14 protein-coding genes are annotated in these 22,606 nt (G+C 48.0%); 11 read left to right on the top strand and 3 right to left on the bottom strand.

The window, feature by feature from the left end; genetic code table 11:
• Positions 1-145: 145 nt before the first annotated feature.
• The 11 genes from OXN25_02180 to OXN25_02130 all read left to right on the top strand — a co-directional run bounded on the left by OXN25_02180 (position 146) and on the right by OXN25_02130 (position 16,380).
• Positions 146-1,585 carry an ABC transporter permease gene (locus OXN25_02180; GenBank protein MDE0423658.1) on the top strand — a complete coding sequence of 480 codons (1,440 nt, stop codon included), beginning with the start codon at positions 146-148 and terminating at the stop codon, positions 1,583-1,585.
• A gap of 31 nt (positions 1,586-1,616) precedes the next feature.
• Positions 1,617-2,609, top strand: a complete 993-nt coding sequence (locus OXN25_02175) for a hypothetical protein (protein ID MDE0423657.1) — start codon at positions 1,617-1,619, stop codon at positions 2,607-2,609.
• A 350-nt stretch (positions 2,610-2,959) separates the two neighbouring features.
• Entirely contained in the window at positions 2,960-4,291 is a 1,332-nt protein-coding gene (locus OXN25_02170; protein MDE0423656.1) for an RNA polymerase sigma factor, read from the top strand.
• 44 nt (positions 4,292-4,335) lie between these two features.
• On the top strand, positions 4,336-6,003 hold the full coding sequence (locus OXN25_02165) for a hypothetical protein (protein ID MDE0423655.1): 1,668 nt from the start codon (positions 4,336-4,338) through the stop codon (positions 6,001-6,003).
• A gap of 126 nt (positions 6,004-6,129) precedes the next feature.
• A complete protein-coding gene (locus tag OXN25_02160) occupies positions 6,130-7,605 on the top strand; it encodes an ABC transporter permease subunit (GenBank protein ID MDE0423654.1) in 1,476 nt (491 codons plus the stop codon).
• Positions 7,606-7,618: 13 nt separating this feature from the next.
• Positions 7,619-9,178: an ABC transporter permease subunit gene (locus OXN25_02155; protein ID MDE0423653.1), complete on the top strand. Its 1,560-nt coding sequence runs from the start codon at positions 7,619-7,621 to the stop codon at positions 9,176-9,178.
• A gap of 14 nt (positions 9,179-9,192) precedes the next feature.
• Entirely contained in the window at positions 9,193-10,881 is a 1,689-nt protein-coding gene (locus OXN25_02150; GenBank protein ID MDE0423652.1) for a hypothetical protein, read from the top strand.
• 248 nt (positions 10,882-11,129) lie between these two features.
• The gene (locus tag OXN25_02145; protein MDE0423651.1) at positions 11,130-11,804 is read left to right on the top strand and encodes a hypothetical protein; all 675 of its coding nucleotides are present in this window, start codon (positions 11,130-11,132) and stop codon (positions 11,802-11,804) included.
• Positions 11,805-11,876: 72 nt separating this feature from the next.
• Complete coding sequence (locus OXN25_02140; protein ID MDE0423650.1) at positions 11,877-12,611, top strand: ABC transporter ATP-binding protein; 735 nt, start codon at positions 11,877-11,879, stop codon at positions 12,609-12,611.
• A gap of 20 nt (positions 12,612-12,631) precedes the next feature.
• On the top strand, positions 12,632-14,995 hold the full coding sequence (locus tag OXN25_02135) for an NEW3 domain-containing protein (GenBank protein ID MDE0423649.1): 2,364 nt from the start codon (positions 12,632-12,634) through the stop codon (positions 14,993-14,995).
• A gap of 11 nt (positions 14,996-15,006) precedes the next feature.
• Positions 15,007-16,380, top strand: a complete 1,374-nt coding sequence (locus tag OXN25_02130) for a TolC family protein (protein MDE0423648.1) — start codon at positions 15,007-15,009, stop codon at positions 16,378-16,380.
• Between the two features lie 143 nt (positions 16,381-16,523).
• On the opposite strand, the gene OXN25_02125 is transcribed toward OXN25_02130, so the two are convergent.
• From OXN25_02125 to OXN25_02115, 3 genes are read right to left on the bottom strand one after another with little or no spacing between them, the layout of a single operon-like run.
• Positions 16,524-17,975, bottom strand: coding sequence for an ABC transporter permease subunit (locus tag OXN25_02125; protein MDE0423647.1), 1,452 nt, complete (start codon positions 17,973-17,975; stop codon positions 16,524-16,526).
• A gap of 15 nt (positions 17,976-17,990) precedes the next feature.
• A complete protein-coding gene (locus OXN25_02120; protein ID MDE0423646.1) occupies positions 17,991-19,517 on the bottom strand; it encodes an ABC transporter permease in 1,527 nt (508 codons plus the stop codon).
• Between the two features lie 20 nt (positions 19,518-19,537).
• Complete coding sequence (locus tag OXN25_02115; GenBank protein ID MDE0423645.1) at positions 19,538-22,525, bottom strand: sigma-70 family RNA polymerase sigma factor; 2,988 nt, start codon at positions 22,523-22,525, stop codon at positions 19,538-19,540.
• Between the last annotated feature and the right edge of the window lie 81 nt (positions 22,526-22,606).

Below are 22,606 nucleotides of genomic sequence, written 5' to 3'. Positions count from 1 at the left end.
AGTCGGTTCGGTTAATGCGAGATAAACTTTTAGAAATGGTATAAGTTTCAGGAACCTTTCTGAGTAGAAGGTGTGGAAAAAATAAAAAAGAAATCACACTACGCGCCTTTGCAGGATCGTTTCCACCACAGGGGGAGAATACACAATGCTAATGACGCTAATCCGAAAAGAGATTATGCATCATATTTTGAGTGCCCGGTTCGTTGCCCTGCTTGTGATGTGTATATTGCTCATACCGCTCAATCTCCATATCAATTACCATCATTATCTCAAACGCCAAGTTGACTATCAAGAAACCCTCAAAGACGAAAACAATAAAGATTCGGCAGATCAACCTTGGAAACAAAGAAAGATAACAGACCCGAATCTTGAAGTTTCCAAACTGCTTCTTAAACCGACCCCTTTAAGTGTATTTGCAACTGGTTTAGAATCCGCCCTCCCGAGTTACCTCGGCATGACACGCAACGGAATAACGCGGGGGGAAGCGGCACTCTCTACAGCACCAATAGCCTTTCTTTTGGGGCATCTTGACTTCGTGTTCGTCGTCAGCACCGTCTTCAGTCTCCTCGCGCTTCTGTTTACCTTCGATGCCGTCGCAGGCGAGCGAGAGGCAGGAACGCTTCGGATAACCCTCGCCAATGCCCTCCCGCGCGATGTCTTTTTATGGAGTAAACTCATTGGCGGGTACCTCGTATTTATCGTTCCGTTCTTAATCTCTCTCATCATCGGCTTGCTTGTGATCGTTTGGCAAGGATTTCCGTTAGCCGAACCCGCTATCTTTCCGCGCGTCCTCGGTCTCGGTCTCGTCTCACTGCTCTATATTGGTGTCTTTTTTATCATCGGGGCGGTAATTTCAATCTATTTTGACAGTTCCAAGACAGCCCTCATCGTCGCCTTCACCGTTTGGGTGTTCGCTGTCCTAATTTTACCGCGTGTCGGGTTTCTCGCGGCACAAATCGTCGCGCCGACTTCAACGGCAGAGAGCGTCTACAGGGAAAAGGCAGCGCAGCGGGCAGAATTGCATGCCGCCTTGGAAATGAAAAGAGGCGAAATCTTGGGTAGACTTATACGAGAAGCAAATGCCATACCACAAGGGAAGAATACAACAGGCGTTTTTCAAATAGGGTCGGACTCTCTTGACAAAATGAACGAGGAGATGGCACCTCTTGAAGAAGAGGCTCGGGTAAAATATCGCGACCTCGCAACGCAGCTTGATAGGCGTTACCAGCAAGCAAGAAAATACCAAGATGAACTCGGCATAAACTTTTCCCGAATCACACCTACGTCCTCCTTCATTTTTCTCGCAACAGATGCCACACAAACCGGTCAAGTGAAAAGAAACACCTATTTTCAAACAGGAACTCGCTACTATGAGGTGCTCGATGCAGAAATGTTCAGCAAAATGTCAGAGGCTGCGCTTGTTGAAACAGAAGAAATCCCGTCCCCATCGACACCTCCACCGATCAAGGAACTGACCTTAGAAGAAACATTCCAGCACGCCGCTATAGATTTACTATTGCTCTGTTTCTTCGCAATCGTGTTTACGACGGTAGCGTTTCTGAAATTTTTCAGGTTGGATATTTGATGCAGCACACCGCCACTGATAGGTGAAAACCGTGAAATCCATTTTTTATTTATTTAGCGCGCTATTTGTTTTCGTTTTCCTCTCCGCTGCTTTCGCAAAAGCTCCAGCGACCACCAAAATAGCATTCACATCAAACCGCGATGGTAATTTTGAAATTTATACGATGAACCCTGATGGGTCGGACCAGATAAACTTAACGCAACATCGCGCCGCCGATCAGAATCCGGTTTGGTCACCGACAGGTGAGCAAATTCTTTTCGTCTCTGATAGACACGAAATGAAGGACCTCTACCTTATGGACGCGGACGGGACGAACGTTCGTAAAGTATTCCCAAACTTAGTCGGTAGACAACACCCAACGTGGTCGCCTGACGGGAAACAACTATCTTATCACCGATTCGATAAACTCGCCATCTATGTTGCTTCAAGCGATGGGGAGAGGGAGGAGAAATTGGTGAACGGCTTGTGGCCCGTGTGGTCCCCGAACGGCTCTGAAATAGCATTCGTTGCCGATAAAAACTTCGCGCTTATTGCTGAACGCGTCCTCCAAGTCGAAGCCCCTAAGATTCAGATTATCAATCTACAAACTAAGACGGAAGCAGCACTTCTTCCCGGAAAGGAGCTGATGTTCCATCCCGCCTGGTCCCCCAATGGGAATAAAATCGCCTTTTCTTGGATAGATCTGGATGCTATCCCTGCCATTGGTAAAGATATTGCAGATAACGAGTCGGTCTATGTCGTCAACAGAGACGGTAGCGAACTGAGGCAGATTGCTGATGCAGAGGATGGCGCAACATCCCACCCCATCTGGGCACCGCAGGGAGATGAACTTATTTATGAAAAACAGATCCGTGAAACCGTCCACCTCTTCAAAATCGCCTTGGCTGATGGAATTCCAGAAAAACTCACAGATCGTGGTGATAATGTAGGTGCGGATTGGTTCGATCCGGCGTTTGCCTTGCCAGTCTCGCCACAACCCCAGCTGTTAACAACAGTCTGGGGGAAGATAAAAACCAGAGATTGACGAAAAGTGGTTGATGTGTTACTGCTCTGCTTTTCTGGAATCGTGTTGACGACCGTGGCATTCCTGAAATTTTTCAGGTTGGATATTTGATGTTGCACGGCACACCCAATTTTAGAGGCAAAAAGAAAAAAGAAGATTTTCTCCGAATCTTCTTTTTTATATAATTATGCAACCATTTTTCCTCAACGCGCGTCATTAATGGGCAATTCGGGATTAACGCCACCTCTTTGCTTCCTCAATTGACGAATAGGATCGAAGCAGTTATAGTTAACTGGAGAGCTTATCAGGAACGCTTGATGAACGCGTAACTCCTACGCCCCATACGAAAAATCCCTTCTTGGAGGTATCCGATGCAAAATGACGCTGAATTAATTCGCCGCACACTTGATGGCGATGAAACCGCTTTCACCACGCTCGTGAAAAAACACCAGAAACACGTCCACGCCCTCGCGTGGCGCAAAATTGGGGACTTCCATATCGCTGAAGATATTACGCAAGAGACCTTTCTGAAAGTCCATCAAAATCTGGCAACCCTGAAAGAACTGGAGCGATTTCCGGGATGGCTATATGTGATTGTGACCCGGTGCTGCATTGCGCGGCTCCGGAAGAAACGGCTGCATGCCCAACTCGTGGAGGATATTGACCTTATGAGAAAAGGAAAAGACACCTATTCCCAACATGTGGCAGATGAGCAAGCAAAAACAGTAACTGAAGCACAGCGAGAAGTCGTCAAAAAATTGCTTGCCAAATTACAAGAGAGCGATCGCACCATCATAACACTTTACTACTTCGGAGAGATGACGTGTGAAGAAATTAGCAAGTTTCTGGGGGTATCCGCCAATACGATTAAGAGTCGGCTCAGTCGCGCCCGTCAACGTTTGAAGAAGGAAGAACCCTTGATTCAAGAGGCACTCAGCACCTTCCAGATCTCTCCAAATTTGACTGAGAACATCATACAAGCCGTGAAAGACAAAGGAGGCGGCATCAAACCTGCACCACCGAAAGGAAACACGCCCCAGCTCCCTTGGGCAGTAACCGCTTCAACTGCTATCGTGGCACTGCTGATCCTCGGAATGGGCAATGAATATATAACCTATTTCCAGCACCCCTACAGTTTAGACGCGACTTCGGAGATGAGAATTGACATCGTAGAGGCACCTGCGGCACCTATGAGGCAGGTTAAACCCGCCGTGAAAACCCAACTCGGTCGCACAGATACACCGGGAAGAAACACCGGATCCAGTCCAGGGGCAGATACCCACCGAATGGCAGCTCTCGAAGCAAAAGACCCGGAAGTGCTAACAGAAGAAACACAGCAGACGCAGATGGAGGTATTGGACTTTTTTCGGATGCCGGAAAGCGGGCATCTGGACTATACCGTTGTCCACATTGATGCCACAGCGTTTGAAGACGGCGGGATGTTAACGATTGACATTCGCGTCGGTAGCGGCGAAGCAGCGGGTTCATTCGACCTATTTGATGGCGACAGCAAACTTCCAAGGGGAGGCATACGTAGATCAAGCGATGCGCTTGCACATCAGTGGGGAATCCCACCCGGTGGTACAGGAACAATCACCTATCAATTTGACAAGGGGCAAGCCTTTCGATTGGGAGCTGCAAGCGATTGGCAGAGCGAAAAAGGAAGTACCAACGCCTTTTACGCACAAATTTCCATTCGGTAATCCTATTTTTACTTATTCTTTCAACTTTGTTTGGAGGTTTGAAAATGAAGAAATTAGGCATCGGGAACCTTCTGATTTCTGTTCTGTTCCTGCCATACTGGGGATTTGCAGCTGACACACCCACTGCCAACAGAATCACTCTCACGCTTGACAGCGACGCTAACGTTGTCGTCAAAGGCTTTATCGCCCCGATTGCGTACACCGGAAGCAATTTCCATGTAGAGTGGGACGCACTGGCGAACCTACGAGTCGCCGAGCCTGAAAAGCAGTATCCGACAGCGGTCTTTCAGGCGTTTCTTCCGACGGAAGTAGGCTTACGAAAGGGGAGCGGGAAAACGTTCCTCCAAAGGTTGCAAAGCCTCCTCCGCGAAAATCCGACATCACGTGGGAATGGTGTCTCTGTTGGCGATCTCTGGGAAATCGAACAAGACGGTTTACTGGCGTTGCTGAGGCAACTTCACCCGAACCCACATCTCGATATGCACATCAATTCGGGAGATTCGCGCGGGGCATGGGCGTGTCTACGTGCCTACAATGCCGAAATAGCCCACATCGTGTTTCGCGTTCATGCAGAGTTCAGGTTAGCGGACGGTTGGTTCACCCCTTCACAGTTTACTGGACATCTCGTCCTCAACCGTCCAGACGAGAAAGTCGCCTTCTTTCAAATGTACGTCCCTCACGGCACACTCAACTTCGATGTCAACCGATACCATAACGATAGGCGCATCTTTACAACGGATGCCGGCTTCTGCCCGCAAATCGAACTTCGTGCCGGTACAGAAACTATAATTCAAGATACCCAATTCTCTGAAGCAATACCTCTATCAGAAGCCGAACGTATCTTAATACGACGTTTTTACAAATCACAGTACATTAACTGGGTATCGGTAGATGCAGCTTTAGAAATGGCACGGGCAGAACAGAAACCGATTCACATTGTTTCAACAAATGGTCCACTGACTGATGAAGCGTGCGGAGGGAGCGGCAAGAGCCTGAGGGCAGTTGCTCTCTCTGATGATAAAAATATCGAACTCTTGAACGACAGTTTTATCAACACGTGGGTACTCAATACCGACATGAAACGCTTACGAGATGCAAACACTATTGACGACCTACCGCCTTTGACACAAATCATCGTTCAGGGCTGGAAGAGACTCTCACCTATAGATTCTTTGATTATCTCACCTGAACTTGAACTCATGGGTAGGCAGCCTGTTAACGAGCTCCCCTTGCGCAATAAGGCGAAGGCGTATCGGCTGTTCCTTTCAGAAGCGTTGGCAGGAAAACGCCCCGGAGTCGGTGAGAGCATCCCGATGCCACTGTCAAGCAGTCGCGGGGTTGTCCTCGACCGGATACAACCGTCCGTGGAAGTACTGGACACTTTTGGTTATGCGACTGCCCCTCAAGATGCCACTGTTATAAGAATTGATACGACCGCCTTTGAAAACGGCGGCACACTCACCATCGCCATTCAAGTTGGTAGGGCAGACCTTGTCGGTTCGTTCGATCTGTTCCCTGGCGACAATGCACTTCAGACAGAAGGAACACCTCAGAACGCACTCGCCCAGGCATGGGGAATCCAACCCCGTGAAACCGGAACAATCACTTATCGATTTGACAAGGGGCAGGTCTTTCAACTCCGTGCCACTGGCGGTTGGGTCAATCAGGAAGGAGGCACCAACGCTTTTCGAGCCCGAATCTCTGTTCGGTAAGCTCCTGATAGCCTTTTTTGAAAAATTAAGCAACTTTTTTGCCCTTAGATTGTATCTTTAATTAATAAAGACCTTTCAGGGTTGTCAGTTAACTGAAAACCAATAACCAACACCGAGGTTTAGATTATGTTACACACCCTAATACGCCAAGAACTCGTGGGACATTTGATGAGCGCGCGGTTTTTAGCCGCCGTTGTGATTACGCTCCTGCTCGTTGTCGCCAATACCGTTGTGCTGATTGACGCTCACGAAAACCGAGTCGCGAGTTACAGCCAACAAGCGAAAGTCCATCGTGAGAAAGCGGTAGAGGCAGAAACCTATTCGCAGTTAGAACTTTTCGTTGAACGCCCCCCGAATCCGCTTAGCCTTTTGAGTGCAGGATTAGAGAAGCGTCTCGGGACAACCGTTGAAATTTATCACGGCGAGGTACCGACGATTTCAAGCGTCTCCGCACGAAACTTGGAGAACCCGTACCTAAATCTTTTTTCTCAGATCGATCTGGTGTCTATCTTTCAAGTGGTGCTAAGTCTACTCGCCCTGCTTTTCGCTTACGATGCAATCGCAGGCGATTGGGAAAGCGGCACCTTGCGTCTGGTTATCTCGCATCCGGTCCGACGAGGGACGATTCTATTTGCCAAATATCTCGCCGCGATGGTGTGTCTGCTGCTGCCTGTGCTGATGAGCTTACTGATAGTGATGCTTCAGCTTTCCCTCGCCAGTTCGATTCAGCTGGATGCAACAGATTTTCTGAGGGTTGGTGGAATCGTCGGTACTACAATTGTCTACTTATCTGTTTTTTATCTGATTGGACTGTTGATTTCCACTATGACCCGCCGCACGGCTACGTCCCTGATGCTCTGTATGTTTCTATGGGTCGTTTTGGTACTTGTTTATCCGAACTGGAGTCGATTTACCCTTAATCCCGTGGGCGATATGCGCGCAGAAAGACAATCCGCGAATCAACAGATTAATCAAATTTGGGAAGAAGTCGAACGGGAAGAACAACGGTTCTTAGCCAACAGTCCGCTTGAGGGGGAACCGCCTCGGTTTAATATCGGTTATTCAGGATCATCATCTTCTTCCGACAGAAGATATGGGTTTAACATGATCAAAGTGAACGCCGATTCAGAACCGAGTCTCCCGCATTTCCAAAACTATCAAGCGTTCATCGGTACAACGCACATCCGCGCAGCAGAAAAGGCAGGATTGATAAACGAACAACGCTTGGCACGAACCACCATTCGACAAGCAACATGGGATGAACGGTTGATGAAATTCAGCCCAGCAAGCCTCTATACCTTTGCAACTTCCGCCTGGGCAGGCACGGATATGAATGGCATGTTAGATTTCGTCGGCGCAGTCCAGGCATACCGCCAGATACTGATTGACTATTTGCACGATAAAGACGCGTTTGCGAGTCGACGCTGGTTTGCTTCTGACCAAGGTGCAGTAGATTGGTGGGATTTGCCGCAGTTTCGCTTCGCGCGGGCGGATGTCTCCGAAAACGCACAACGCGCCCTGCCAGATGTATCAATTCTTTTCCTCATGAATCTGGTGCTGTTTATGGTAAGCTTTCTGATTTTTATCAGAGTTGAAGTTTAAAGGAGAAAACACAATGATTAGACATATCATTCAAAGAGAGTTCTTTGACCATCTCAACAGCCTCCGCTTCGCCTTGACTGTCATCATCATGGCAGCACTCATGATAACCAATGCCGTGGTGCACCTTCAGAGCCAGCCAGACAAGGTCCGGAGCTATTCTGAGAACGTCGCCCGTGACCGCGACACATTGCAGTCGCGGACGGAGCTCTATGAACTCCTGAGAAAGGGGCCTGGGACACTTTACAAACAGCCATCCGCATTGACTTTCATTGCAGACAGCGCGGATGCCTTTTTGCCGAATCGCGGCACGCAAAATTGGGGATCCTGGAGTAGAACTGCGGGATTAGGCATACAAGTCAAAAGCATCTGGTCGGCGGACTATCCCACCGCCAATCCGAATGCGCGGGACCTACGTCCCAAGGCGACAAAGATAGACTACGTATTTATCATTACCTATCTACTCTCTTTCATTCCCCTCTTGTTTACCTTCGATGCCCTCTCTGGCGAAAGAGAAAGCGGAACGCTCCGATTATGCCTCGCCAACCCGATTTCGCGTCCCGCACTCTTAGTCGGAAAGTTCTTAGGTACCCTGATAGCCGTTCTCATTCCGTTCTGTTTTGCAGTACTGTTGAATCTGGCGGTAATTTCCACAGATAGTTGGACGCAGCTCGGGGCGGCAGACTGGGGACGTTTGGGGATGATTATGCTGATCGCCTTAGGTTACGCCAGTATCTTCATCGCAATCGGGTTGATGGTCTCCGCTGGCACGCGAGACACCCGGGTGAGTCTCGTCGTGCTGTTGATTATCTGGGTGGCACTCGTCGTCTTTATGCCTTCCACTCTCGGCACGCTCTCCACAAAATGGATGTCTCCCGTCCAAACCGCTCATCAAAGGGAAACCGCAAAAAGGCGCGCGCTTGAGCAGATTAACGATGATTTCGACCAGCAAATGATGGACAAAGCGCAATCACAAACCGGAGGTCTTCTCAGTCAACTCATGGACCTTGCGAAAACCTCGCCGAAAGAAGCGGAAAAATTGGCAAAGGAGAAACAAGCAGAACTTATGGCGGCGATGGCGAAAGCCGAAGCCGAAAAGGCAGATGCAGATGAGGAAGAATTGCGTATCAAGGCTGAGTTTGTCAACAAAGATGTCGAAATCCGGGAGCGGCTAAACCGCGAGCATTTAAGGGCACAACTCGCGCAAGTCCAGCGCGCCAGGGCGGTGACACGTTTCTCGCCAGCAGCCATCGTCCAATACGCCCTTGAATCTATGACTGGTACGGGGTTGAACCGCCACCTGCAATTTCTTGACAGTGTGCACCTTCATATCAGACAGTTCCGAGACTTCATCATTGAAACCGATCGTGCCGATACAGAAAGCCCCCATATCATCGGAATCCCGGAGGGAATGTCCAACAAGCCGATTTCACCGCAGGCACTTCCAAACTTCGAGGATAAAATCACTTTTAGCGATACCTTCAACGCAGCAATACTGGATATACTGTTGCTCGTCGGACTGCTCGGCGTATTTCTTTTAGGGGCATTCCTGATTTTTATCCGTTCAGAGGTATAAAAAAGGAAAAAACTATGATAAAAAGAATCCCTACACGTTCCTTATCCTATCTGTGGCTCATCTCTATCTTCACTGTCCTGCTTGGATCAGCAACGCACGCCCAAACGATAGAAACCGTCATTCCATCGGATAGCTTCCTCTACCTCAAACTCCAAAACCTACAAGAATGTCGTGTGGCAATTGGGAGCTCCGAAAACTGGAAGGCGGCTGCAGGTTTCATCTCCGCTGCCTCACAGTGGCAAGATATTCAACAACTCATGCAGGCACTGCCCATGTTTACAGGGGCGGACATCCAAGGTTTAATCGAAACCTTTTTGGGAAGCCAAGTCGCAGTGACAGTTTCGCCTGGCGCAGCGGGGTTGATGGTGGGAATCGTTATTGAAAACAGCGGGAACCAACGCCAAGCAGCCGAACAAATCTTATCCCAAGTCGTGACAACCCTCAGCGGCATGGCAGGAAACCCCGTACAACCTGAGGTAGGAGACTATCAAGGCATCACGTACCATACTGCACAACTTAACACACTGGAACTCACATACGGGCGCGTTGATGAAACCCTTCTGCTGGTGGGCATTACCCCTGGTAGCTTTGAGAAAATGGTGGACACCTACAAGACTAAAGGACGTGCCATCACTGAAAACACTGCCTATCGTCCTGTTGCGGATAAATTTGGGAAAAGCGAGGTATTCGCGTATGTGGATGTGGAAACAGGAGGTCCTTATCTGAAAGCACTCCTACCGCCTGTTGTTGGTAAACAATTAGACGCTTTCCAGACGTTGGTCTACAGGTGGGATCTGCTGAAACCGGGTGGCAGCCAACAGCTGTCCGGCACATTGAAGAATGGTGGACAAGGTACACTCATCTCGCTGTTCCAAGAGCCATCTAAAATGCAAGCCATTCAGGGCTTGTCAGGGGACGAGGTGCTCTTCCTTACGGTCGCGCCATCAAGTTCCCAGACCTTTTGGCGGATGCTCTTTGCTTCCGAGAGGAACACAACCTCCATCGATGAGAGCCTCAGGAGTTTTCTGATACCCGATCAGACCGATCTGCTTGCGGCAGTGACAGGCGAACTTGTTATCAGCGCGGATATTTCCTTCTTAGAGAAACCTCCTAATTTTAACACCGGATTGACGGGTGGAAAGATTGAAAGGTTTAAAGTTGAATTTGCGGAGACGGATTTAGGGTTGATTTTTAATCCCGCTTCTCCCTTGAAATGGCGGGCTCTTTTCAACGGTCTCCTCGAAAAACTCAGTACCGAATCCCCCCAACAGTTTGACTATAAAGGCATGACCTTTAACACTGCTGCTATATCCGGCACCCTCTATTATGGAAGTGTCAACGAACTATTTGTGATAGCACTGTCTGAAAAACAGTATAAATCCATCGTTGATAATCTTTTGACTGGAAATCCGACATCCAGCTTTAAAAGGAGACTGGAAGATTTACCGGCAAATCCAGCGTGCTTGTTCCAACTCAACATAGAAAAGCTTTTACCTTTTGTTGAAACTGAGGGACTTCCGTGGTGGAGACCGGAGGTAATTGCGTTCACACAAAAAGTAGGGGTTCTGTTCGCTTCGCTCGCTGTCGGAGCGGATGCGGCATCGCTGGAACTGACACTCTCACCCGAAGAAAAACCGATTGATGCAATAGCAAGGCTCGCCCCTATCCTTTTCTTCGTAACCATGATGTTAAGTCAGCGATAGTAAAGAACGCCTTTGTCGGCAGAGCTTGCAATCCCAGGTTATCAGTATGCACCTATCTCCAGATAGTGTCTTTTAGGAACTCTTTCCAATAATAGGTGTGTAACATACTGAAAAAAATAATGCAACCTTTTTGCCTTCAAAACGCGTCACTATAAACATAAGTCAGTATATCTCTCGGTAACCCTACGAAAAAATAGAATGAAGGGATACAACATCCTTCAGGTTACACAAACAAAGGAGACCAAAAAATGAAAAACACTTTTCGCAGCGTAGACGTTCTATCCAGACTTTCACTTTTCACAGTTTTGGGACTTGCCATTTTTCTCAGCAGTTGCTCCGACTATTCGCACACGCAGAAATACATTTCTGAAAGCGAAATAGCGAATATCCAGTTACGCGAACATGTAGAATTCAGTTGGTCAGCACCCCCCAATCACAAAAAGTATACTGGACCCCAAAACGCACGTGAACTTATGCAAGCATTTAATGCAGACTACAACCGTGGACATGCAAAGACCGAGGTGAATATCCATCGTAAAGGCGTTGGCATAGAAACCGCAAATTATGTTAGCACCTTCACAGAACGCGAGATAGATGCAAGATACCCGCGAGAAGAATGGCTCCAACACCTTCTGGACGGAGGCGTTACCATAGAAAATTTCGGCGACTACTCACGCTACCTATCAAAACGGCACACGTTGGCACTTCTCGAAGACAACCCGAATCTGCAACAGTTAGGCATTTTGGATATTCCACCGACAACGGATTGGGAAACTTACAAAGCTGCTTATATGGATAAGTTGGTAAATCACCGTATCGAGATTCTGGGCGCGAGAGAACAGTTCCATCACAGCGAGAAAGGACCCTTCAGTTCTACCAATATTACTGAGAGCATTCGCACTGGCAACAGCAAAAACCGATAAAGGTCTCGCTTGAAAACCCTTTAAATTTCTGGTATCATATACACAGAGAAAACCAACTGTAGGAGAAACCCAATGTTAGAAACCCGCGAACTCACGAAAGTCTATAATGAAAGCGTTTTAGCCGTTAACAACTTGAATCTAAAAGTGGATGATGGCGAAATCTATGTCGTTCTCGGCGCAAACGGAGCAGGGAAAAGTACGACCATCTCCATGCTCCTGAACTTTATCGAACCTACAAGCGGCACCGCACTCGTCGGGGACATTGAGATACCTAAGTTTCCACTGGAAGCCAAGAAGCATCTCGCCTACGTCTCCGAGAACGTCGAACTCTATCGCAACTTCACGGCACGTCAAAACCTGTCTTTCTTTGCGAAACTCGGTGGACGGAAGAAGGTATCCAATGAGGAATTAGATGCAACACTCGGACGTGTCGGTTTACCAGAGGAAGCGTTTACACGGCGCGTCAAGACGTTCTCTAAAGGGATGCGTCAACGCTTGGGGATTGCTATTGCGATTATGAAGAACGCACAAGCCGTCCTGCTCGATGAACCGACCTCCGGCTTGGATCCCAAGGGCGGTGCCGATTTCTTGAACCTACTCCGCCAACTCAAAGAGGAAGGGAAAGCCATCTTCATGTCCACGCACGATATTTTCCGTGCGAAGGAGATCGCCGATAGGATAGGAATCCTTGTGGAAGGTAACCTGGAGCGGGAACTCACGCGCGACGAGATTCAAAAAGAGGACCTTGAGGCGTTGTACCTGCACTATGTCGCTGGATATGAATCTGAAGAAGACGCGCCTGAGTAGAGAGAGAAGGGTGAAAAAATATGGATGGATGGAAGATACTTGGACGGACAGATGGATGGATGGAAGAATGGGTGACACCAATCTTCCAACCTTCCAATCTTTCAATTCCAATGCTCGTGTTTATTTTTATCGGCACGATAGGGATATTGCTGCCTACAGAAACACCGATAGCGTTTGCAGAAGAGACCCAACCGGTTTCCGATGAGAACAGAGCAAAAACCAAAGAGGAACAGAGCCGCCAAATCCAGATAGAGACGAAACGCTTGGAAATGGAACTCAAGGAACAACTGATGAAAAAGAAGTTGGTTGAACTTGAAAATCTTAAAGCGATGATGATGGAGGCAAATAATATCGTCACTGTCTCTCAAGTGAATAAAGCGGAGGAAGATTACGAAACCGCCGTCTCCGAATACGAACAAGCAAAACTGACGCTGCAAGACACCGAACTTAACTCGCTCAAGGACGAGTGGCACATCACTGTCGAAAGCACAAACTTATATGAATCCGACGACGGAAGAGAACTGTTCTCAATCACGTTGCGGAATAGCTCATCCCCCGTCACACTCGTTGAGAGCTCCAAAGTGTTGGGACGCGAAATTATTATTAGTGCACAGATTGACGACATCTTTGTGTCGATTAAAGAGCAGGAAGGTTACGGCACAAGTGGGGCAATTATCGCTGAACCTTACGAACAACGCATCGAAACGCTCAAAGAGGGTGAAGCCGTTACGTTAGAGTTTGAACTCATAAAAGAGGATGTACGAGATGTCGTTGTCGAGTTGATATACTCGGGTGAGACTGACAATAAGAATATCCACTTAAAACAGGAAGACCCCTACATCTCCGTCGTGTCAGCGAGACGCTACAAGAAGGGCGACCGACGGCACTTGGAGGTTGTACTTACCTACGGTGCCATAAAGGGAGAGAGAAAAGAAACAGACACCACTGACCCCACAGATTACTCGAATGGCGCGACAGCGCAAGAGATTAACAACGTCTATGTCTCCATCAGAGACGAAACTGACGCGATTATCGGTTTCCCCTACGAATACCGGATCCCATCGCTGAAAGATGGACAGGCGACAACTCTTGATTTTGAACTCCGACGGAATATTGATAGCGTTACGGTTCATATTCTATACCTTGACAAGCCGTACCCGAAAAAAATCCATCTTGAGGAAGATACACGCCACATTTCTATCCTGAGTGCGAAGAAGTTTCGCGTGGACAACCAAATGATGGTGACGCTTCAACTCAAGAACACCTCCACAACCGAGGCGATGCCGAGCAACGCAACCCCTGAAGAGATTGCAGCGGCAAACGAGATCCGAGGAATTTACGTCTCCTTGCTCGATGTCACCGATGACACAAACATCGTCAAACCTTATGAAACGAAGATACCCGTCCTCGGCTACAACGAAACCGTGGAACTGACGTTTCAACTTCAGAAAGATGTCGAAAGCTTGAAGGTGGAGTTGAAGTATCCCGAACTCCCCGAACCCGACACACGCCTCATCTATCTACAAAAAGAATCTGCCTTGGATGTGGTAAACGTCAGTTCATTACGATTTTCGCAGGAGGGGAACCTCGGCAGCAGCGTCACTTATGACTTGACATTGGATCGGTTGGCTGAAACAGAAAACACTTTCCAACTCCGCGTCATTAACCTGCTGAACCGCCTCTCCTTTGAATTCCAAGACCCAGAAACGCAGTCGCGTCAGTCACAGGTGAAGTTCACGCAGGAACAGTCGAAACGGAGTTTGTCCCTAATCGTCTATCTGCCAGAAGAACTGGATGCCTCCTATCTTGACAGTACACTTGAGTTCTATGTTGCTGTTTTGGACGAGGCAGAGGCAAACGAACTCGGTGGGGTCAACAATCGCTTGGATTTACCCGCCGATAGGATCGCGGGGATACAAGGCGGGGTTGAACGGTTTGAACTGATTCCAAAAGGTGTTCCAGAGATTGAGGTATTCGTGCCGAATGCGTTCCAGACAATTAAAATAGGCGAAGAGGTCAACATGACAGCGACGTTAAAGAATATCGGTACCCGCGACCTCGTCGATATCCGTATGATCGTTGATGTCAACACGGACTGGAAATACACGGTTATCCCCGAAGTTGTCAGTTCACTCGGACGGAATGCGGAGACGGAGATACAACTGACCTTAAGTCCACCTGCGGATATCGGGGTTGGCGAATATCAAGCGAAGTTAAACGCCGAAGTCACGGTCGATAACCGGAAGTTTGAGGCACGCGACCGTTCAATTACAGTACAGGTTGAATCACAGACGCAAATGTCGGTAACGACGCTCCTTTTCGGTGCGTTGATTCTCCTTATGATTGCGATTGTGGTTGTCACAATCCGCATCAGCCGCCGTTAAGGAGCTTGAGAATGAACAAAAAGTTGACGGCACTTGCAGTGTGTCTGTTTCTCAGTATTGCGGGTGTCGTCTCAGCACAACGCCTTGTCTCACTTCAGCCAGAACGCGCAATAGCACTCGCTTTACAAAACAACGAAACAGTCAAAAAAGCAGAGAAAGTTGTCGAGCGCGCCAAGGCAAACCTCCGTGTCTCTAAAGCTGTTTACCTCCCACAGGTCGGACTCACCGGCGAATATCAAAGACAGAAAGATGGCGACATCGAAGACAGAGACTATCTCACTCGCGCACAAGCGAGCATGCTCTTTGCGCAATTCGGTGAAATCCCGCAAGGTCTTGATGCCGCACAGGAAGAGGTTCGCAAAGCCGAAATTGAATACGAACGCGCCAAGAAGGAGATCGTCTACGCTGTTCGGAATCTCTGGCATAATATTATTCTCACGCAAGAAGAAATTAAAGAACGGGGTGCGATTGCGGTGGAACTCGAAAAGAAATTAGAAGGCACAAAAATTGAACAGACCCAAAGGCGGATTCCATTTCTCAGGCAACTCAACACAGAATTGGAACTCTCAGAACAGCAACTCGCACTCAACGAACTCCAACGACAACTCGACGTGGATACCGCTGAACTCATCAGTCTCACTGGACTTGACCCACTTGCACAGGTTGTCCTTTCGCGCCCCCTTCCAGACGACGATGTAACGCTCGAAGCTGCCGTTGAACTCGCAATCACCAATAGTCTTGACCTTCGCGACTTACAAGGCGATATGTTGCGTCAAGAACGTCTCGCCGGAGAGACTATCTGGAACCGCTTCCCTGAACTCTCTGCTGAAGCACGCTATAAGGATCTCAGTGTGCTCCTGGAGCAACAAGCAGGTAACCAGACGTGGGACGCAAAAGCCATCTATGATCCGGTGATACTTGACCGTGAACGAGATGGCGCGAGTCTCTTTGAGACAAATCCACGCACCCAAGATGGATGGGAACTGGGTTTTAAGTTCAACATCCCGTTATACGATGGAAATAAGACGAAGAACCTTCGCTCCCGAGAAGTCGCAGAACTTGAGCGAATGCAGCTCGAGTACGTCGAAAAAACAAAGTTAATCCGTGTAGAGGTGCGACGGGACTACCGTGAGGTGGCAAATGCAAGAGAACGGATGGAAATTGAAGAAAAGCGGGTGAGAATTTTCGAGCAACAGTTACGGACGATTGAACGCGTGCTGGATGAAGTCACCGTCGAAATCCCCGGTTACCAAGGTCTAACCTACAACGATGCGTTTCAAGCACAAGCACAATTTACAGAGGCACAACGCGTCTATTATCAAACCCGCCGAGATCATGCAAGGGCAAAGGAAAAACTCCGAGAAACAATGGAGTGGATTGAATAGTAGTTAGCGTTCAGTCATCAGGGCGTTGCGTGCTGCGTCCGCCACTCTCAGCAATCAGTAAGAGCATCTATCAGTTGTGGACGTTTTCACCCGCCACAAACGAACTACTGACTGCTGAAGCATAGCGACCTGACCGCTGACCGCTATTTTACCTCACTCATCAAAAAAGAAACCTGCGCCATAATAAAAAATAGCAGATTAAACAACACCAACAAACCGACCTGAGATAACACACTCCGATACGAGATATGCTCTGTGAACACCGGCACCGCCGCTGGATTCACCGGCTTCTGCGACAACCCCTCTTTTACAGGATAGATGTGTAGACTCTCCGGATCGCTCTGATCTTCGGTTTCGATGAAATCTATGAACGTCTGTCGATAACGGCGCGCCTGTTTGACGAAATTCATATAACTGACGATGCCGGTATTCGCAAGTCCTTCCATTGCATACTGGAAGGTCGTTATCGGTGAGATTTGAGTAATATCTCGGGCGAGCTGCACCTGCTTAAACTGCTGGTCGATTTGTCCATCATTAAATCGAGTTTTCGTCTCTATCTCTTTGGTGAGGTAGGTCGCCCAGCGTCGCGTTGCTTCGGGATTCTCGATGGCTGCTGCCTTCCTTAACTTAGATTCTGACCCACCAAAAGGTCGGTATTCATCTCTCAACTGTTTTAACTGCACATCTTTCTGCATTGACACTTCGTCAACGGAGGGAATCGGATTTAGATTGCCAACAAAAGTCCCAAGCAGACTCGGAAATACGAACGCCAAGCAGACCCAAGTCAATAAGAGCCATACTAAACTTGTGATTGCGTTTGAAACCCGACTTGAGAAAAACAACCCGAGAAAGATGAAAACAGAGACGTGTAATGCAAACAACCCGACCATCCCCAAAACTCGCAACCACTCACTCGACGCAAAAGGAATATTCCGGGAAATAAGGATAAACAACAGGTTCATCAGGATACCAATTACAAGTGGAACCATAAGGGTCAAAAACGCTCCGAGGTATTTACCTAATAACACTTGGCTGCGCGAGACAGTATTAGACATTATGAGGCTCAGCGTGCCGCGGGCTCTCTCCCCAGCGATCGCATCAAAAGTGAATAAAATCGCAAAGAAACTCATGAGGCCCCCGATGAAGACCCAGTCAATCTTAATCCGCTGCATCGCGCCCCCGACTTTACTCTGCAAAGGATACTCCAGTGTCCACGGCGGTGTCCATCCGTAATCCTCAGTTTGATTCTGACCGCTGCGGCTGGACGATCCTTCGCCGGTCATCTTGACAAAACGCGGGACGAGCTCATCAGTTCCATCCGCACAGAAAGTCATTGGGCTCGGAAACTTCGGAATCTCTCCAGGGCCCCTGAGTGCTAACTCCGCCAAACTCGTATCCGCGTGATTTTTAATATGCTTTCTCTTCTGTTCCACCTGTCGATTATAGGTATTAATCTGCGTGGTATAGCCGTAACCGCCTAAACTGTATATCAACGCGTTCGCCAAAAACAGGAGAGGCAAAAGAATAATCATCAAGGCAAATCGGAGGGTCGTGAGATTGTGATGTATCTCTTTCGTCGCAATGTGTAGAATCATTCGTCTCTCCTCCTTTCAACTCATATCATACCGTAGGAAGGATACATAAGCCGTCATGAACAGAACAATATTCCACGCCAACAATATCAAAACATCCATTGATGCCTGTGAAAAACTTTCAGAAAGGGAAAGCCGCCGATGCTTGAAAACCGGTAAATCTGTCAATTCCGCAGCACCCTTATCCGTGGAAAACCATGCTCGCGACGAAAACGCCTTCTTATCCTTCAAATACTCAACAATCTCGCGTTTATAGGCTCTGGAGTCGGCAATAAAATCGTTATAACGCTGCCGATCGGTCCCCGCTATCGCACCAACAGCGAAATTATAAACATCCGCGAAGGAAATACGCGAGAGCGCGTCTGCGAATCTCACATTTCGCTCTCGAATTTCCGCAGGTTCTTTGAGAATTTCCTCCGCTTTGTTCGCGTATGTAACCCGAAGTTGTTCCTGATAGCCTAAAATCTCCTGGAAGATAGAGGTATCCGCTTTACTAACACTGTTGACGCTATAACTCTCTGTCAAGAAATAGCCCCCAGACATAGAACCAGACCTCGTTCCCGTTGAAGATGTCTCAGGTTCCCAAGTAATTGACTCTTTCAAATCATCATAGCCCCGCTGTTTAACGTAGGCATCCCGTTCCTTTCTGAACTGATCCCAGACATCAAAGGCGGGCTGAAGGACCGACTGTTCGGATTTAGATGGATGTGGCGGGAACTTCTCCACTGCAAACGTCACTACATTTGAATGAACGCTCGTCAGAATCACCCAAATAAACATCGAAAGAATTAACGTTGTCGCCGCTTCCTTCGTCCAAACGGATAGGACAAACCCTAAAAGATACCACGTTGACACGTACAACAACGAAACACCAAATATTAAGATGATATGTGCGATGTCGTTTCCATCAAAAGCGGTAACTGGTGAAGCGAAAGATATTAACAGGACCACGAGTAAACTCACCAAGATGATAGGAAACAGCGATAACATTCCACCAAGGTATTTCCCCAGCACGACTACATCTCTCGGTACCGCATTGGATAACACAAGTTTCAACGTGCCATCCTCTCTCTCACCCGAAATTGTGTTGTAAGCGAACAGAATCGCCAAAGCACTGAGAACGATTTTGAAGATGAAAACCACATCAACAGCCAGGAACATGGCAAGGAAGGGGTTGTCTGAACCCCGCTTTTGCGTCGGGGGCAACCAGATAGGGAAAGTAATGAATTCAAAGATGGGTTTTGAGAGTTCAACGGTGACCGTATTTGCCCCGAAGTTCTCTGTCCCTACGTTAAATATTCCGAGCAGGTTTGGTTTTCGGTGCGCTTTCGGCTTGATGTCAACATAGAGCTCCCATGTCCGAGTTTCCTCTTGTGCCTCCCGTATCGCGGTGTTATATCCCGCCAAACGTTTTTCGTAATCGTCCACTTGGACGAAAACAGCAACGGCAGTTGAAAGCAGACACACGATAAACCCAATCATAAATCGGGATGTCAACACATTTGAGACGAATTCTCGTTGGATAATTAGCCAAAGTGTATGCATAAACTCACCTCATTACAAAATCACTGATCCTCACCTAAGATTCCCGACCAAATTGCACGTTGCGACTCTGTGTTATCCGTTTTTTTTCTAATAGCGACATCAGTAACATCCGACTCCAATGGCGGTTCTTTAGACGGATCCCCTTCTAATGTAACAGGCAAGACAATCTCTGCTCCCTCTCTTTCAAGTGTCAACCTCACCACATCCCCAGATTTCCAATCTTTGGCAGCCCTTCTAATGTCGTCACGCGTCTTCACCGGTGTGCCGTCAATACCTATCAGCCTGTCATCATCCTGAAACTTTCGGGATCGATGGATGAACATGCCGCCACCCGGCGGTCCCCCAAATGAACCGATACCCAGCATTTCATGGATGATATACCCAAGTTTCGGGAGCCGTTCTCCAAGGTCTATCTCAACATCCACACCCACGTCCTTAAGGTATTCCTCTAACGGTAACCTTTCCGTCCCCGTCACGTATTTGCTGAAGAAAGGTTCAAAGTTTTCACCCGCAACTTGGCTGACGATCCTGATGACATCGTCCATCGTGTACGCAGTATCGGTGAGACCAAACTCTCGATACATCTGCTGCATCACATCGTCCAAACTGCTTCGATTTTTCGTTAGATTACGAATCTGTAAATCCAGTGCGGCAGCGATTAAACGCCCACCGTCGTAGACGAGTTCTCGATTGGCTAATTTATCTTCACCGGCCTCTCGAATGGAGCGTTCGCCCTGTTGAGACAGATACGATTCCCATGCAAGTTCAAGACTCCTGAGAAAATCGCCTTCAGAAATAAGTCCGAGGCGAGTACAGATAACACTTGAATAATACTTACTGAAACCTTCGCTGAACCAATACTCCTGTTCATTAACTTCGCTGAACCCATACTCCTGCTCAGCAAAATGAATAACTTTTCCGTTCCAGATATAACCAATCACATTTGCAACCAAGGGTCCCCAAAAATCCGCTCTGCCGTCGTCCAATGCGCCACCGATCAGAGCCGTGATGCTTCTTTCTGATGCCCCACCGCTGCGGTATTCTTCCCCGCCATAAGGATTCATGACAAATAGCATGCTGCCTTTCGGGGTTCCACCAAATATGCCTGAATATGCCTGTAGAATTGCCTCGACAGCAGACGCAACTTTATCCATTGAAGCTTTAAAGCGTCCCCCCAGTGCAAGCACAATCTCTGCCTCTCCTGAACTTACCAGACGCTCAGAATGTTCACCAAGCACGAGGTACGCATACATCAGATCGTCTTGATTTTTACAAACAAAACGGTGTCCGTTGGGTTCAATCCGCTCCCAAGGGGTCGAGACGGACCAATTATCAGGTACATCAACAGACAGTTCAATATCGTCCACCTCACCAACGATAAACAGCGCATATCCGGGCCAGAAAATACAATCGTCTTGGGCATACGGAGCTTCGTCTCTACCAAAGGGCCAATCCCGTTCATCGTGATCCAGCAACACTTTGTATTGGAGTGTCACAGGCGATGCATCACGTGTTTCAACGACCCACTGCGTTTTGGCAATCTCTTCTACAACCAGTGCTTTACCTTTCGCATCAGTAGCCGTCACATCTCTAAGAGAACGGGCATATCCATCGTACAACCAATCGGTACCAAAACGACTCATAGAAAAAAACAAACGCTTTCGGTCATTTTTCGTACCACCGCCGCTTTTTGGCGTTAGGATACACTTGACATTCGCTACGCGCGGCTCATTCGCATCAACACTGACCTCATATCTTGCCGATTCAAGTTGCACCGGGTTACCAGCATCCTCAAGTTGACGGAAATTCCTGATGACACGCCACACCTCAATAACCGCTTTATCGCGATAGGTATTATGCCACTTGTATGTCCACTGCGTGTCTATCTGAACAGGAAAGTACGTTTCGCCTTGCTGCGTCGGCGTTTCGTATTTAAGCAATTCGGCTTCTGTTGCGACACCGTTGGAATGTTCATAACGCATCTTCACGAGTCCAACACCTTTGGCAAACCACAGATAACGCGTCCCGTTTACAAGCGCACTTCGCAACTCAGCGTTGGTATCTTCTACATCAGCATCCGTGAAAACAGTCTTATGCTTCAGGCACATTGGAAAAGTGCCCGCGGATACATTTACCGTTTCATAAGCCTCAACGGTTGCTGTCCCTCGTGATTTCCAACCGCCTTCCTGTTCCCACGAACTACCCGAAACCAAAGGAAATTTAAAAAGGTCAATCCAACCGTGGGTGAGATAGTGCAGTAACATGTACATCGGCGATGGATCGCCGCCACCCCAACCTTTCGTGTGAAAGCCAGAAGATGTAAAGACCTTAGAAGTTTGGTTGAAGTTAAAACCGCCTTCTGCCAAATGATCACCCGTTTCCGTTGCCGCAGTCGTCTGAATGTCAACGCGGCGCGGCTCACTTCTCAATAGGTTCGGACCGACGTTTTCTCGAAGCATTGATTCCTCCTTCTCTAATCGCTTCCTTGCACGATATAAACGACTTTTCACTGTATTCAACGACACCTCTAAACGCTCACTCATCTCTTCACAGGTCAAGCCTTTGTAATAGTGCAGAACCATTACAGAACGTTCACCAACGGGTAACTTTTGCAGGAGATATTCCACAACTTCTCGCAAATCAGCCGTTGATGCCTGTATCCGTTCCTCTTCAAGGTACTGTGTATAAAACAACTGTTCCAATTCGGCTTTCGGCAGCGTATCCAGGGACTGCATCGCAATCGGCTTCTTTTGTAGCCACGCAACGCATTGACGCTTCGCTATCGCATGCAACCACCCAGAAAAACGATTCGGATCTCTTAAACTCGGCAGCGACTTAAAAGCTTGGATAAAGGTATCTTGCGTAATCTCCTGCGCCGCGTGAAAATCACCAATCTCACGCCATGCAAGTGAATACACCCAACGTCGGTGCTTTTGCATCAATGTAGTGAACGCATCTTCATCACCTGACAAGATACGATGAATCAGATCAATATCGTCGTTTTTCATGACCATCTCCTAAAGAATATTGCCTTGTGATGTTAAGTGGGATTTTAAGGGTGGAAAGGTTGCATAAAATGAATTTTTATG

The organism is Candidatus Poribacteria bacterium, assembly GCA_028820845.1.
GTDB lineage: Bacteria > Poribacteria > WGA-4E > WGA-4E > WGA-3G > WGA-3G.
The sequence above is the reverse complement of the archived record's forward strand: the minus strand, read 5'-3'. Positions and strand labels throughout refer to the sequence as shown.